The organism is uncultured Porphyromonas sp. (assembly GCF_938046015.1).
Classification (GTDB): Bacteria; Bacteroidota; Bacteroidia; order Bacteroidales; family Porphyromonadaceae; genus Porphyromonas.
The window spans coordinates 61,191-73,809 of sequence record NZ_CALIXW010000036.1 but is presented as its reverse complement, the minus strand read 5'-3'; the positions used below and the strand labels follow the sequence as shown (position 1 = coordinate 73,809).

Genomic DNA, 12,619 nt, shown 5'->3' with positions numbered 1-12,619 from the left:
AGTGTAAGGATTATAGTGTGTCGACGAACTCAGAGAAGGTCACGAATCTCGCGCCCTCAGCCAGGAAGCTCCCTATCCAGCGGTCGAGGCGATCGATCATCCCGCGCCCCGACTGGTTGCGTATGATGCGGGGGAGCCTTAGCTCGGGGTGCTCGTCCAGCTGGTAGAATTCCCATGGATGGAAGTACACGACGAGGTAGCCGTCGTGCCGCAGCGTGCGGCGACAGAGCCAGCGGTAGAGGCCGAAGGGGAGGTTGTGGCAGGAGAGCCAGAAGAGCGGGAAGCGCAGGAGCGGCGTCACCGAGGCGGGGATCTGCATCACGCCCTCCTGCATGAAGTAGGTGCGCGGAGCGGTGAGGTGCATGTAGCGCCCTGGGATGAAGGTCGGGTGCAGCGAGCTATTGTAGCTGTAGCCCGCACGTGCTATCTCCGCCTCGGGCACAGGCATCATGCGGGCCTGGCGATAGCCGCGGACAGGGCGTCCCGAGAGCTGCTCAAGGGCGTCCTTGGACTTCTTCAGGTCGCTGGGCTCGAAGGTCCAGTGGTAGTAGCCGTGGGAGGCCAGCTCGTGCTCCTCGTCTAGGATGCGCTGTAGGACTTCGGGGGCACGGAGGGCGAAGTTGGCCGTACAGAAGATCGTCGCACGTACGCCGTGACGCTTCAGCACGTCCAGCAGAGCGTGCGTCCCGACCGTGGAGATACGCACCTGCTCCTCCATCGGGAGGTCTACACCATGCTCACGAGGCACGTCGAACTCCTCGACGTCGAAGCTGAGGAGGATACGCTGCGGCTTAGTCATCACTAAGGGGAAGGATCAGAAGAGAAAGGGGTAAGGGGAGTGCTACAGCACCCCGACTACTTGAAGAGGGTGCTGAGCTGGCGGATCGTCAGCTCGACCGGAGCACCGCCGTAGAGGATGTCGTAGACGGCCTTACAGATGGGCATCGTGACCTGGTAGCGCTGGTTGATCTCGTGGACACACTTGGCGCCGTAGTAGCCCTCGGCCACCATGTTCATCTCCATCTGAGCGGCGCGCACGCTGTAGCCCTTACCGATCATGTTGCCGAAGGTACGATTACGGCTGTAGCTCGAGTAGGCCGTCACGAGGAGATCACCAAGGTAGACGGACTCGGTGACGTCACGCGAGAGGAGGTGCACCGTATTGACGAAGTGGCTCATCTCAGCGATCGCGTTGGAGATGAGGACGGACTGGAAGTTGTCCCCGAGGTTCATCCCATGGCAGATCCCCGAGGCGATGGCGTAGATGTTCTTGAGCACTGCGGCGTACTCGATGCCGACGACGTCGCGGCTGACGGCGCAGTGGACGTAGTCGTTACTGAAGAGCTCCTCGCTCAGCATCTTAGCCTTGCCGAGGTCGAAGCAGCCCACCGTGAGGTAGGACATCCTATCCTTGGCGATCTCCTCAGCGTGGCAGGGGCCAGCGATGACAGCGATCTGCCCAGGCTTCAGCTCCTTGTACTCCTGCAGGTAGTCCGAGATGAGGATGTTCTCCTCGGGGACCATGCCCTTGATGGCGTTGATGACCAGCTTGGGGCGGATGACCGAGTTGCGTACCCGCTTGAGGTAGTAGCGGATGTAGGGAGAGGGAGTCGCGAGGATCACCGTATCACAGGCACGGAAGAAGTCATTGACGTCCGAGTCGGTGAAGAAGGTAATCCGTGAGGTGTCGAAGGCTACGGAGGTCAAGTAGCCCGGGTTATGCCCGAGGCGCGTGAACTCCTTGACATGCGTCGTGCTACGCAGCAGCCAGTTGATCTGGGGCTGCTTCGTCAGGACGATCTTCGCTAGAGCCGTAGCCCAGCTCCCTCCGCCGAGTATGCCTACACGCCCAGGTAAGCTGGGCACTGGATCTGCTATAGCCATAAGCCTATGATCTAAGCCTTAGCTCCACCCTCGGTCCATGCGGTGACGGTCTCGAGCGTCAGCGGCGCTAAGTCGAGCTGATACTTCTTCTTGATATCCATGAGCTGCTGCAGGAGACGCCCGGGCTTCTCCTCGCTCTGCACGGCCTCGAGGGTGAGGTAGCCTGCCTTATGCAGTACGGGCACCCACTCCTCGGGGATACCTGCGGCAGCGAAGACCTCCTTCTTGTCTCGAGGAGCCACCTTCTCGGGGCGCATCTGGGGGAAGAGAAGCACCTCCTGGATGCTCTCCTGACCCGTCAGCAGCATCACCAGGCGGTCCATACCTATACCCATACCGCTGGTGGGAGGCATACCGTACTCCAGGGCGCGCAGGAAGTCATTGTCGATGAACATAGCCTCGTCATCGCCCTTCTCCGAGAGACGGAGCTGTTCCTCGAAGCGCTCGCGCTGGTCGATCGGGTCATTGAGCTCGGAGTAGGCATTGGCTAGCTCCTTGCCATTGACCATAAGCTCGAAGCGCTCGGTGAGGCGGGGATTGGAGCGATGCTCCTTGGTCAGCGGGGACATCTCCTTGGGGTAGTCAGTGATGAAGGTAGGCTGGATGTAGCTGCCCTCGCACTTCTCGCCGAAGATCTCGTCAATCATCTTGCCTACGCCCATCGTCTCGTCCACCTCGATGCCGAGCTTCTGGCAGGTCGTGCGCAGCTCAGTCTCATCCATGGCACTGATATCTATGCCCGTATGCTCCTTGATCGCGTCGAGCATGGAGATACGCTTGTAGGGAGCCTTGAAGTCGATCTCGCGCTCCCCTACCTTCACCTTCGTCGTGCCGAGCACCTGCATGCAGATGTACTCCAGCATCTGCTCGGTGAAGTCCATCATCCAGTTGTAGTCCTTATAGGAGACATAGATCTCCATGGCGGTGAACTCGGGGTTGTGCGTGCGGTCCATCCCCTCGTTGCGGAAGTTGCGGCTGAACTCGTAGACGCCCTCGAAGCCACCGACGATGAGGCGCTTGAGGTAGAGCTCGTTGGCGATACGCAGGTAGAGGGGGATGTCCAGCGCATTGTGATGCGTGATGAAGGGGCGTGCCGCTGCTCCGCCAGGGATAGGCTGCAGCACGGGCGTGTCTACCTCGATGTAGCCGCGATCATTGAAGAACTGACGCATCGCCGTGAAGGTCTTCGTACGCTTGAGGAAGATGTCCTTCACCCCGCTATTGACGACGAGGTCAACGTAGCGCTGGCGGAAGCGCAGCTCAGGGTCCGTGAAGCTATCGAAGGTCTGGCCGTCCTTCTCCTTGACCACGGGCAGTGGGCGCAGTGCCTTCGCCAGGAAGGTCAGGCTGTGGGCGTGGACGGAGATCTCCCCCATCTGGGTGCGGAAGACTTCGCCCTCCACCCCGATGAAGTCACCAATATCCATCAGCTTCTTCACCACGCTATTGTAGAGCGCCTTGTCCTCTCCAGGGCAGAGCTCGTCGCGCGTGATATAGATCTGTATGCGTCCCGTAGCATCCTGCAGCTCGAGGAAGGAGGCCTTCCCCATGATACGACGCCCCATGACGCGCCCTGCCACACGCACCTGGCGGCGGGGCGCCTCGTCCTCGAAGCTATCGAGGATCTCTCGGGCATGTCCTGTCACTTCGTACTCCTCTGCGGGATAAGGGTTGATGCCAAGGGCGCGAAGCTCCTCCAGACTACGACGGCGGAAGATCTCCTGCTCGCTCAGCTCTAAGATATTGATGTTCATTATATGGTTTTAATTCCTTTGTCCTATTAACAAAGGCAAAGATACGCATTTATCCTGAGGCCTGCGGGAAAAGGACTGGAGCGAAGGGGGCTGGCGGGTAGGAGGGCACCCAGCTAAGCGGGCGGGCTTAGCCTCACTTCGTCTCCCTTCGTTCCTCAAGGGATGCGAGCGCCTTGCCTCATCAAAGGGCACAGCTCAATCAGCGAGTGTCACAGCGCCAGCTCCCTACGTTCTAGGCTCTACGAAGCACAGTAATCGGACGATCTCGATCCCCCTGGGGAGCACGGCTAGAGAGCCCAACCACTGCACTGCCTGCTGAGCCTAGTCCTCGGCAAGTATACAATGGAAAGCCCCGAGGCCTTATCGGCCTCGGGGCTTCCTGTTTATAAGCGGGGAAATAAAGGATAAGTCCGCAGACAGCTAACTACCGAGTCTCCCTTCCCTACTACTTCTTTCCAAACACTAGATTCAGCACGAAGAGAATGACGATAGCACCAATAGCGCCCGTCAGGATGGAGCCAAGCCAGCCCTCCCCGAGCGAGGTATGGAATAGGCGATCCAGGAGCCAAGACCCCACGCCACCGCCAAGGATACCAACGACGATATTCCCGATAAGGCCTAGTCCACTACCCTTGTAAATCTTGCCTCCCAGCCATCCTGCGATGGCGCCGACGATAAGTGATGCGATAATACCCATAATCATTAGTATTAAGTTATGGAGCAAAGGTAAGCCTTATTCGTTCACACTACAAGTATGGGTATATATCTGAACTGAAACACGCAGCCCAAGCTGCTATAGGCATACACTAAGGCTGCAAGATGGCACACCCTCACTAACAGGACAGAGCCCTCAAGAGGCTGGGGTAAGTAGGGACACTTTCCCTATAGGGTGGTCAAGCAAAGTAGTGGACGAAGCCTAGCCACGCGGCCAGCCAGTCTCCTTGGCACGGGTGGCACGCTGCACCTTGCCCCCTCTCGAGCTACGGGCAGGCCCTCAGTACCGCCGTGCGGGAGGCTCCCCGAGCTCTAGGATAAGGTTGGGCGAGCAATCTTATATTACTTCTTGAGCAATATTATATTACTTTTCGGGAGAAGTTATATTACTTTCATCCAAAAGTTTATATTACTTTTCCCTAGATATTATATTACTTTTCTCAGCCCCACTAGGGTGGCAACTCGGCCACGGCTATCCCTGCCCTCAGACACCCTTAGGAGTCGCCCTCTCCAGAGCGTGGATAGCGGGCGCTTCGGCTTAGCTGAGCGGTGGGAGCATTCTCTCGCGGCAGGAACCGAAGCCAAGGCCATCGCTTCGCTCTACAGACGACGCAGCGCAGCAATATATAATAAGGAGTCAAGGTGGCCCGAGTACCTCCTGCTAGCATGGGGCTAGGGAAATGGCTTATCTTTGTCTCGTCAAGCGGGCTCCCTGCTCTGGGGCTCGCCGCGACACGAGTCATCCCTACATTAATATATGAAGCGACTTATCCCAAAGCATAAGGTCGTGCTCCAGCACAGCCTCCTCGCCCTCGGGCTCGTCCTCGGTGCTGAGCGAGCCGCAGCGCAGACGACAGAGGTCTACCGCCCCATCCTCACGGCGATGCCCTCGCTACAGATAGCCCCCGATGCGCGCAGTGCCGCCCTGGGGGATCAGGGCGTGGCGACGACACCCGACGTCTATGCCCAGCATTGGAATCCCGCCAAGTACGCCTTCCTCCCCGAGCGTGCAGGTCTTAGCCTCGGCTACACCCCTTGGCTCTCACGCCTGACCAGCGGCATCGCGCTGATGCAGCTGGGCGGCTACTATAGCCTCGGCGGCGAGACAGCGCAGGCCGTGGGGGCGAGCCTACGCTACTTCGCCAGCGGCACGCAGGTACGCTACGACGCTCAGGGGAATAGCCTCGGGGATGTACGGCCCAACGAGTACGCCCTCGACCTAAGCTACTCCCGAGCCCTCAGCCGTAGTTTCGCCCTAGCTGTCGCCCTACGCTACATGCACTCCGCCCTCGACGGGAGCGGGGATCAGCGTGCAGCCTCGGCCTTCGCAGCCGATGTCGCAGGCTACCTGCAGCGGGATCTACGCATAGGAGCGACCGAGAGCCTCTGGACGCTGGGCTTCAACCTAAGCAACATAGGGACGAAGATGAGCTTCGACGACGGACTGACCAGCTCCTTCATCCCCACCAAACTCAGTCTAGGCACGGGGCTCAGCTACCCGATCGACCAGGTGCACAGCCTAGCCCTGCATGTAGAGGCCAGCAAGCTGCTCGTCCCGAGTCCCATCATGGGCGACGATGCCGCCGCACGCCAGCGCTACTACGATACCTCCTCCATCGCGGGTATCTTCCGCAGCCTAGGCGATGCCCCCGACGGCCTCAAGGAGGAGCTCCACGAGGTGCGCTGGGCACTCGGGGCAGAATACAGCTTCGACCAGCGCTTCTATGTCCGCCTGGGCTATAGCTACCTCCACCCCACCAAGGGCAACCTACAGGCACTGACCTCGGGGGTAGGGCTGCGCCTCAAGGCCTTCCGCCTAGACGCCTCCTACCTCATCAGCACGATCAAGCACAATCCGCTCGACCAGACCTTCCGCCTATCCCTAGGCCTCGACTACGAAGGTCTGCGCGAGCTCCTCAAGTAAAGTCCACACGCAACACCACCCTATCAAGTAAAGTGATGAAGATACCATTCCGTACTGGCTTCGGCTACGATGTGCACCGCCTCGAGCCAGGCTATGACCTGTGGCTCGGCGGGATCAAGATCCCCCACGAACTCGGGCTCGAGGGCCACTCCGACGCGGACGTCCTGCTGCACGCCGTCTGCGATGCCCTCCTCGGCGCCGCAGCTCTGGGCGACATCGGCGTCCACTTCCCCCCCACGGACATGCAGTACAAGGGCATCGACAGCAAGATCCTACTCCAGCGCGTATGCCAGCTGGTACGTGAGGCGGGCTACGAGCTGGGCAACATCGACGCGACGATCGCCGCCGAAGCCCCCAAGATCAACCCACACATCCCCCAGATGCGTCAGGTGATGGCGGACATCATGGGCCTTGAGGTCGGGGCTATCTCGCTCAAGGCTACGACCTCGGAGCGCATGGGCTTCGTCGGGCGCAGCGAAGGGATGGCCGCCTACGCGACAGCCTTGATCGCCCTACGCGAGGCGCTCTAGCAGGTAGCCCCCACAGACAGCACAGCCCCCAGCCGAGGTCTAGCTCCTCAGCTGGGGGCTGTCTCCTTCCCCGCACCTCACCACGCGCAGCGCCGTGACACGGCTCCGCACACCGCTAGGGCAAGCACCCCGCGCACTATCCCAGCAATTATGACTATCTTTGTGCGCAAATTGCCCCTATTATAGAGTCTTAGGGGCACGAACTAGAAGGTAAGCGAACACGGAATAAACCATACAGATGGGTGCCCCCAAAGCCAAACAATCCTCGACGCTGCGCTACGCACGTCTGCTGAGCTTCATCAGCATCACCTTTACCCTCTTCATGCTCGGCATCCTCGGCCTCGTCTATGCCCTCGAGCAGGGGCTCAGCTCCTCCATCCAGTCCCGCATGAGCCTGACCATAGAGCTCAGCGAGCAGGAGGCAGCCAGTCCTCAGGCCAGCATCACCCAGCTCCAGCAGGCCCCCTGGGTGCATCACGTAGAGCTCATCTCTGCCGATAGCGCCGCGCGCTCCCTGTCCTCGCTCCTCGGGGAGGACCCTACCAAGCTACTGGGCTACAACCCGCTGCAGCCCCTGATGAAGATCTATCTGCAGCCCGCCTATACCCATCCCGACAGCCTCGAGCAGCTGATGAAGCGCGAGCCCATCCTACGCCGCTCCGAGGGCTACAGCGACCAGCAGACGCAGTGGAGTAGCGCTGCGCGCAATCTACAGACCATCCGCTACATCCTCTGGGCCTTCCTCGGCCTCCATCTCCTGGTGAGCTTCCTCCAGATCAATACGGCCACGGGGCTCGTCATCTACTCACAGCGCATGCGCATCCGTACCCTGTCGCTCCTCGGCGCACGCCCGGGCTTTGTCCGTCGCCCCTTCATCGGTAGCGCCATGCTCGACGGGCTGGGCGGAGGCGTCATTGCCCTCGGACTGATCGCGGGGCTCGCTTGGTTCAGCCAGGACATCTTCGGCTACGCTCTGCTCCAGCTCTGCAGCCCGCTCCAGCTGGGCATCATCGCCCTATGCGTCTTCCTTGTGGGGGTCCTCGTCAGCTGCCTCTCCTCCTGGATCGCCACGCGTAAGTACATCCACATGGAGGAGGCCAAGATCCATCTCCTCTAGACTCAATGAATGCAGCGGGGAGCGCCCATGCGTCCTCCCCTGCTGAGCAAGTAATATCCCTAAGCTATGCTCTACAGCAAGAAGAACTACGCCCTGATGGGAGCCTCCGTGCTCCTCATCCTCGTGGGCTTCCTCCTGATGGCGGGAGGTAAGAGTACTGATCCGACGGCCTTCAGCCCCGAGATCTTCAGCGCGCAGCGCATTGTCGTGGCGCCCATCATCTGTGTCCTCGGCTTCGTGCTGATGATCTATGCGATTCTTGCCGGCGGCACCCGTGGGCATCATCAGGAAGGAGGAGAGGACGCAGCATGACAATCCTACAGAGCCTCATCCTCGCCATCGTCGAGGGCCTGACCGAGTTCCTCCCCGTCTCCTCTACGGGGCACATGATCCTCACCGAGGGTATCCTGGGCATGCAGAGCACGCCCTACCTCAAGGCCTTCACGGTGATGATCCAGTTCGGCGCCATCCTCTCGGTGCTGGTCTATTACTTCCGTCGCTTCCTTCCCTTCCCTATGTTTGGACTGAAGCCCGACAGCAGTACGAGCCTTGGTGGCTGGTCGCTCTACGGGCTGATGATCCTAGGCTGTATCCCCGCCGCAGTGCTGGGGCTGCTGCTCAATGACTATATCGACACGCTGCTGGGTAGCACCTGGGTCGTCCTCGTGATGCTCTTCCTCGGGGGTATCCTCATGCTCTACATCGACCGCCTCTTCCCTGAGCACGGCGAGCGCCAGCTCAAGCCTAAGAACGCCCTCATCATCGGGCTCTTCCAGTGCCTGGCGATGATCCCTGGGGTCTCGCGCTCTATGGCCACGATCGTCGGGGGTATGCAGCAGGGACTCACGCGCCGCCAGGCAGCCGAGTTCTCCTTCTTCCTCGCCATCCCCACGATGGCAGGGGCTACGCTGCTCAAGGGCTACAAGCTGTACAAAGAGCTCGGCGTAGAGGTCTTTCGCGACAACTGGGACACGCTCCTCGTAGGCAATGTCGTTGCCTTCCTCGTAGCGCTGCTGGCCATCAAGTTCTTTATCGGCTTCGTCAGCAAGTACGGCTTCCGCTTCTTCGGCTACTACCGTATCGCCCTGGCACTCATCGTTGCCCTGGCGCTCCTCCTAGGCGCAGACCTCTCGCTCAGCTAAGCCTCCATGCAGAAGCTAGACCTCGTAGCTGGAGCTACCCTCGCGCTAGACAAGCCTCTCACCTGGAGCTCCTTCCAGCTCGTCAATAAGGTACGCAAGGAGTGCTGCCGCTATCTGGGCATCAAGAAGCTCAAGGTAGGCCACGCTGGCACTCTTGACCCGCTGGCCAGCGGCGTAATGATCCTCTGCACGGGACGCCACACCAAGCGCATCGAGGAGCTACAGGCGGGACGCAAGGAGTACATAGCGGACATCCGCCTCGGGGCGACGACCCCGACCTTCGACCGCGAGAGTGAGCCCGATGCCCACTTCCCCGCTGAGCACATCACCCCCGAGCTCGTAGCCGAGGCCCTGAAGCGCTTCGTCGGCCCTATAGACCAAGTGCCGCCGACCTTCTCCGCCGTCAAGGTCGATGGCCGCCGCGCCTATGACCTAGCCCGCAAGGGACGCGACTTCGAGCTCAAGGCCAAGCCGATCGTCATCGACGAGCTGGAGCTGCTGGAGTGCAAGCTCCCTGATCTCAAGGTCCGCGTACTATGCAGCAAGGGTACCTACATCCGTGCTCTGGCGCGTGATATCGGACAGGCGCTAGGCTCGGGAGGCTACCTCACCGACCTCAGACGCACCCGTGTGGGTGACTACAGCATAGACCAGTGCATCACCCTCGAGGAGCTCGAGCGCTTCCTCCACGAGCAGGTGATGACGCTCGAAGAAGCCGCTGCCTGCGCCACGAACTAAGCAAGAAACAGAGAAGATACAATATGAAGGATACCAAGCTAAGTCACTTCGAACTAGACATCCCCGAGCAGCTCATCGCCAAGAAGCCTGCTGCCTTCCGCGACGATGCCCGTATGCTCGTCCTGCACCGCCAGACGGGCGAGATCGAGCACCGACACTTCAGGGACATCCTCGACTACTTCGAGAAGGATGACGTCTTCGTCTTCAACGACACCAAGGTCTTCCCTGCCCGCATGTACGGCAATAAGGAGAAGACGGGCGCCCAAATTGAGGTCTTCCTCCTACGCGAGCTCAACCCCGCCCTCAAGCTCTGGGACGTCGTCGTCGACCCCGCTCGTAAGATCCGCATCGGCAACAAGCTCTACTTCGGCAAGAACGACGAACTCGTGGCCGAGGTCATCGACAACACGACCTCACGTGGCCGTACGCTGCGCTTCCTCTACGATGGCGACCAGGAGACCTTCCGCCAGATGCTCTACAGCATGGGCGAGACTCCGCTGCCTAAGTACATGAACCGCACGCCTACGAGCGACGACTCGCAGCGCTACCAGACGCTCTTCGCTCGCAACGAGGGTGCTGTCATCGGCCCAGCAGCAGGCTTCCACTTCAGCCGCGAGCTGCTGCTGCGCATGGAGATCCGCGACATCCACAAGGCCTTCATCACCGTGCACAATGGCCTCGGCAACTACCGGGACATCGACGTCGAGGACCTCACGAAGTACAAGATGGAGAGCGAGCAGATCATCATCCCCGAGGAGGCCTGCGCCATCGTCAATAAGGCCAGCGATGCGGGACGCAATATCTGTGCCGTCGGTACCTCGACCCTCCGCGCTATGGAGACGGCCTCGGGCACGCAGCGCCACATGAAGCCCTTCGACGGCTGGACCAGCCGCTTCATCTTCCCCCCCTACGAGTTCAACGTCCCCAATCGCCTGGTGACCAACCTCCACATGTCGAAGTCCATCCTCCTGATGATGGCCGCGGCCTTCGGTGGCTACGAGCACGTCATGCACGCCTACTCGGTAGCCATCAAGGAGAAGTACCGCTTCGGCGCCTACGGCGACGCGATGTTCATCCTCGACTAAGGCCTACCGCTAAGCATCCCATGGCGAAGCTCTACCTTGCCCTCGGGAGTAACCAAGGCGACCGCAAGGCCCTTCTAGACGCAGCACGAGCAGCCTGTGATGCCTCCCTCGGGAGGGTCACGGGCTGCTCGGGCTATATAGAGACCGCTCCTTGGGGCTTCTCAAGCCCCCATCCCTTCCTTAACGCCGTGCTGGAGCTGGAGACCGAGCTCAGCCCGCTAGCAGTCCTAGAGCGCACACAGGAGATCGAGCGACAGCTCGGACGCAGGACGAAGAGCTCGGAGGCTGGCTACCAAGACCGCCCCATCGACCTAGACCTCCTGATCTACGACGACCTCGTCCTCGAGACGCCCCGCCTCACCCTCCCCCACCCGCTGATGCATTTGAGGGACTTCGTCCTCGAGCCGCTCCAGCAGCTCGCCCCTACGCTGCACCACCCCGTCCTAGGCCTCAGCATCGCCGAGCTCTACAGCAGGCTTCAGCGCTAGGCTACCCCCACCTTAGCCATGAACGACACCACAACCCCTGCGCCCCAAGCCTCCCCCCTTCTTCGCCTCCTTTCTGCCCTCCGCCTTAGCCTACTCCTCCTCGCCTTCCTTCTAGGGAGTATGGGAGGGGCGGCCCAGCAGCGCGCGGAGCTCTGGGTCATGAGCTACAACGTGGAGAACCTCTTCGACACCGAGGACGACCCTTCTAAGGCAGACGAAGACTTCCTCCCCGAGGGGAGCTACCGCTGGACGAAGACGCGCTATCACACCAAGCTCATGCAGGTAGCCACCGTCATCAGTTCGGCGCACGATGGCCTCTATTCGCCTGACCTCATCAGCCTCGTCGAGGTCGAGAGCGCCCGCTGTCTGGAGGACCTCCTTCGGCTACAGACGCGCCTCTCTGAGGAGTACAGCTACCTGATCACGGAGGGGGCGGATCGGCGCGGGATAGACGTCGCCCTGCTCTACCGCCGCTCGGCCTTCCAGCTGCTTGGCTGGGAACAAATCGACCTACAGCCTCCTGGGGCCGAGCCACTAGCCACACGCCCCCTGCTCCATGCCCTCGGGAGGCTCCCCTCTGGCGACAGCCTCCACATCTTCGTCTGCCACCTGCCCTCACGACGAGGCGGGGCGCGACATAGCCAGCCCTATAGAGATCATGCCGCCTCGCTCCTGGCGGCACGCTGCCAGCCCCTGCTCGAGCAAGCGGCGGAGGGTGCTCGCTGCCATATCCTTATCCTCGGGGACTTCAATGGCTCTCCAGACGAAGCCCCGACGCGGCGTATCCTCGGAGCGCAACCCTATCCATCCGATGCTGCGATACAAGCCTCGCCTGCGAAGCTCTACTACCTACAGCCGCGGCAAGGCGAGGGAGAGCCCCCGGGGAGCTATTGCTATCAAGGGATATGGAGCTACCTTGATCAGATCCTTGCCTCCGCCTCACTCCTAGGGCAGGAGCCCAAGGGGCTACGGTACCTGCCCCACTCCAGCAGGGTAGTCTTCTTCCCTTGGCTCGGGGAGGAGAGCAAGGCACGAAGCGACTTTCCCCGCCCACGACGGAGCTACCTCGGCACTTACTACCATGGAGGCTACAGCGACCACTACCCCGTGCTCGCAGGCTTCAGTTACCCGCTCCCCAGCGAGCCCACAAAGTAGCCAGGCTAGGGCCTCCCCTTCGCACCACGCGCTAGAGGACTAAGGCTCAGAGCCTGCCTTAGGTCACAAAAGGATATGGGATACTTGC

13 protein-coding genes are annotated in these 12,619 nt (G+C 60.7%); 9 read left to right on the top strand and 4 right to left on the bottom strand.

Annotated features, from left to right (window positions below; all coding sequences use genetic code 11):
- Nucleotides 1–10: 10 nt before the first annotated feature.
- The 4 genes from Q0248_RS04330 to Q0248_RS04315 form a co-directional block, all read right to left on the bottom strand.
- Nucleotides 11–799, bottom strand: coding sequence for a polysaccharide deacetylase family protein (locus tag Q0248_RS04330; RefSeq protein WP_299320127.1), 789 nt, complete (start codon nucleotides 797–799; stop codon nucleotides 11–13).
- Between the two features lie 56 nt (nucleotides 800–855).
- A complete protein-coding gene (locus tag Q0248_RS04325; RefSeq protein ID WP_299320125.1) occupies nucleotides 856–1,884 on the bottom strand; it encodes an NAD(P)H-dependent glycerol-3-phosphate dehydrogenase in 1,029 nt (342 codons plus the stop codon).
- Nucleotides 1,885–1,895: 11 nt separating this feature from the next.
- Nucleotides 1,896–3,632 (bottom strand): lysine--tRNA ligase, encoded by a 1,737-nt coding sequence (lysS, locus tag Q0248_RS04320; protein WP_299320315.1) that lies wholly within the window; start codon nucleotides 3,630–3,632, stop codon nucleotides 1,896–1,898.
- Between the two features lie 451 nt (nucleotides 3,633–4,083).
- Nucleotides 4,084–4,335: a GlsB/YeaQ/YmgE family stress response membrane protein gene (locus tag Q0248_RS04315; protein ID WP_299320123.1), complete on the bottom strand. Its 252-nt coding sequence runs from the start codon at nucleotides 4,333–4,335 to the stop codon at nucleotides 4,084–4,086.
- Between the two features lie 774 nt (nucleotides 4,336–5,109).
- On the opposite strand from Q0248_RS04315, the gene porV reads away from it, so the two are divergent.
- The 9 genes from porV to Q0248_RS04270 all read left to right on the top strand — a co-directional run bounded on the left by porV (nucleotide 5,110) and on the right by Q0248_RS04270 (nucleotide 12,531).
- Nucleotides 5,110–6,276, top strand: a complete 1,167-nt coding sequence (gene porV / locus Q0248_RS04310; protein WP_299320122.1) for a type IX secretion system outer membrane channel protein PorV — start codon at nucleotides 5,110–5,112, stop codon at nucleotides 6,274–6,276.
- Between the two features lie 35 nt (nucleotides 6,277–6,311).
- Nucleotides 6,312–6,806: a 2-C-methyl-D-erythritol 2,4-cyclodiphosphate synthase gene (ispF, locus tag Q0248_RS04305; RefSeq protein ID WP_299320120.1), complete on the top strand. Its 495-nt coding sequence runs from the start codon at nucleotides 6,312–6,314 to the stop codon at nucleotides 6,804–6,806.
- A gap of 238 nt (nucleotides 6,807–7,044) precedes the next feature.
- On the top strand, nucleotides 7,045–7,923 hold the full coding sequence (locus Q0248_RS04300; protein ID WP_299320118.1) for a permease-like cell division protein FtsX: 879 nt from the start codon (nucleotides 7,045–7,047) through the stop codon (nucleotides 7,921–7,923).
- A gap of 66 nt (nucleotides 7,924–7,989) precedes the next feature.
- The gene (locus Q0248_RS04295) at nucleotides 7,990–8,235 is read left to right on the top strand and encodes a DUF3098 domain-containing protein (protein WP_299320116.1); all 246 of its coding nucleotides are present in this window, start codon (nucleotides 7,990–7,992) and stop codon (nucleotides 8,233–8,235) included.
- Nucleotides 8,232–9,065, top strand: coding sequence for an undecaprenyl-diphosphatase UppP (gene uppP / locus Q0248_RS04290; protein ID WP_299320114.1), 834 nt, complete (start codon nucleotides 8,232–8,234; stop codon nucleotides 9,063–9,065). The genes Q0248_RS04295 and uppP overlap by 4 nt, the downstream gene beginning before the upstream one ends.
- A gap of 6 nt (nucleotides 9,066–9,071) precedes the next feature.
- Nucleotides 9,072–9,803 (top strand): tRNA pseudouridine(55) synthase TruB, encoded by a 732-nt coding sequence (gene truB / locus Q0248_RS04285; protein WP_299320112.1) that lies wholly within the window; start codon nucleotides 9,072–9,074, stop codon nucleotides 9,801–9,803.
- 23 nt (nucleotides 9,804–9,826) lie between these two features.
- Entirely contained in the window at nucleotides 9,827–10,888 is a 1,062-nt protein-coding gene (gene queA, locus Q0248_RS04280) for a tRNA preQ1(34) S-adenosylmethionine ribosyltransferase-isomerase QueA (RefSeq protein ID WP_299320109.1), read from the top strand.
- Between the two features lie 20 nt (nucleotides 10,889–10,908).
- Nucleotides 10,909–11,376: a 2-amino-4-hydroxy-6-hydroxymethyldihydropteridine diphosphokinase gene (gene folK / locus Q0248_RS04275; protein ID WP_299320106.1), complete on the top strand. Its 468-nt coding sequence runs from the start codon at nucleotides 10,909–10,911 to the stop codon at nucleotides 11,374–11,376.
- Between the two features lie 18 nt (nucleotides 11,377–11,394).
- Nucleotides 11,395–12,531 (top strand): endonuclease/exonuclease/phosphatase family protein, encoded by a 1,137-nt coding sequence (locus tag Q0248_RS04270; protein WP_299320103.1) that lies wholly within the window; start codon nucleotides 11,395–11,397, stop codon nucleotides 12,529–12,531.
- Nucleotides 12,532–12,619 lie beyond the last annotated feature (88 nt).

Excerpts from the sequence above, each read along its gene's own strand:
- Q0248_RS04330 (WP_299320127.1), bottom strand. The coding sequence starts at position 799 with ATGACTAAGCCGCAGCGTATCCTCCTCAGCTTCGACGTCGAGGAGTTC.
- Q0248_RS04325 (WP_299320125.1), bottom strand. The coding sequence starts at position 1,884 with ATGGCTATAGCAGATCCAGTGCCCAGCTTACCTGGGCGTGTAGGCATA.
- Q0248_RS04315 (WP_299320123.1), bottom strand. The coding sequence starts at position 4,335 with ATGGGTATTATCGCATCACTTATCGTCGGCGCCATCGCAGGATGGCTG.
- porV (WP_299320122.1), top strand. The coding sequence starts at position 5,110 with ATGAAGCGACTTATCCCAAAGCATAAGGTCGTGCTCCAGCACAGCCTC.
- ispF (WP_299320120.1), top strand. The coding sequence starts at position 6,312 with ATGAAGATACCATTCCGTACTGGCTTCGGCTACGATGTGCACCGCCTC.
- Q0248_RS04300 (WP_299320118.1), top strand. The coding sequence starts at position 7,045 with ATGGGTGCCCCCAAAGCCAAACAATCCTCGACGCTGCGCTACGCACGT.
- Q0248_RS04295 (WP_299320116.1), top strand. The coding sequence starts at position 7,990 with ATGCTCTACAGCAAGAAGAACTACGCCCTGATGGGAGCCTCCGTGCTC.
- uppP (WP_299320114.1), top strand. The coding sequence starts at position 8,232 with ATGACAATCCTACAGAGCCTCATCCTCGCCATCGTCGAGGGCCTGACC.
- truB (WP_299320112.1), top strand. The coding sequence starts at position 9,072 with ATGCAGAAGCTAGACCTCGTAGCTGGAGCTACCCTCGCGCTAGACAAG.
- queA (WP_299320109.1), top strand. The coding sequence starts at position 9,827 with ATGAAGGATACCAAGCTAAGTCACTTCGAACTAGACATCCCCGAGCAG.
- folK (WP_299320106.1), top strand. The coding sequence starts at position 10,909 with ATGGCGAAGCTCTACCTTGCCCTCGGGAGTAACCAAGGCGACCGCAAG.
- Q0248_RS04270 (WP_299320103.1), top strand. The coding sequence starts at position 11,395 with ATGAACGACACCACAACCCCTGCGCCCCAAGCCTCCCCCCTTCTTCGC.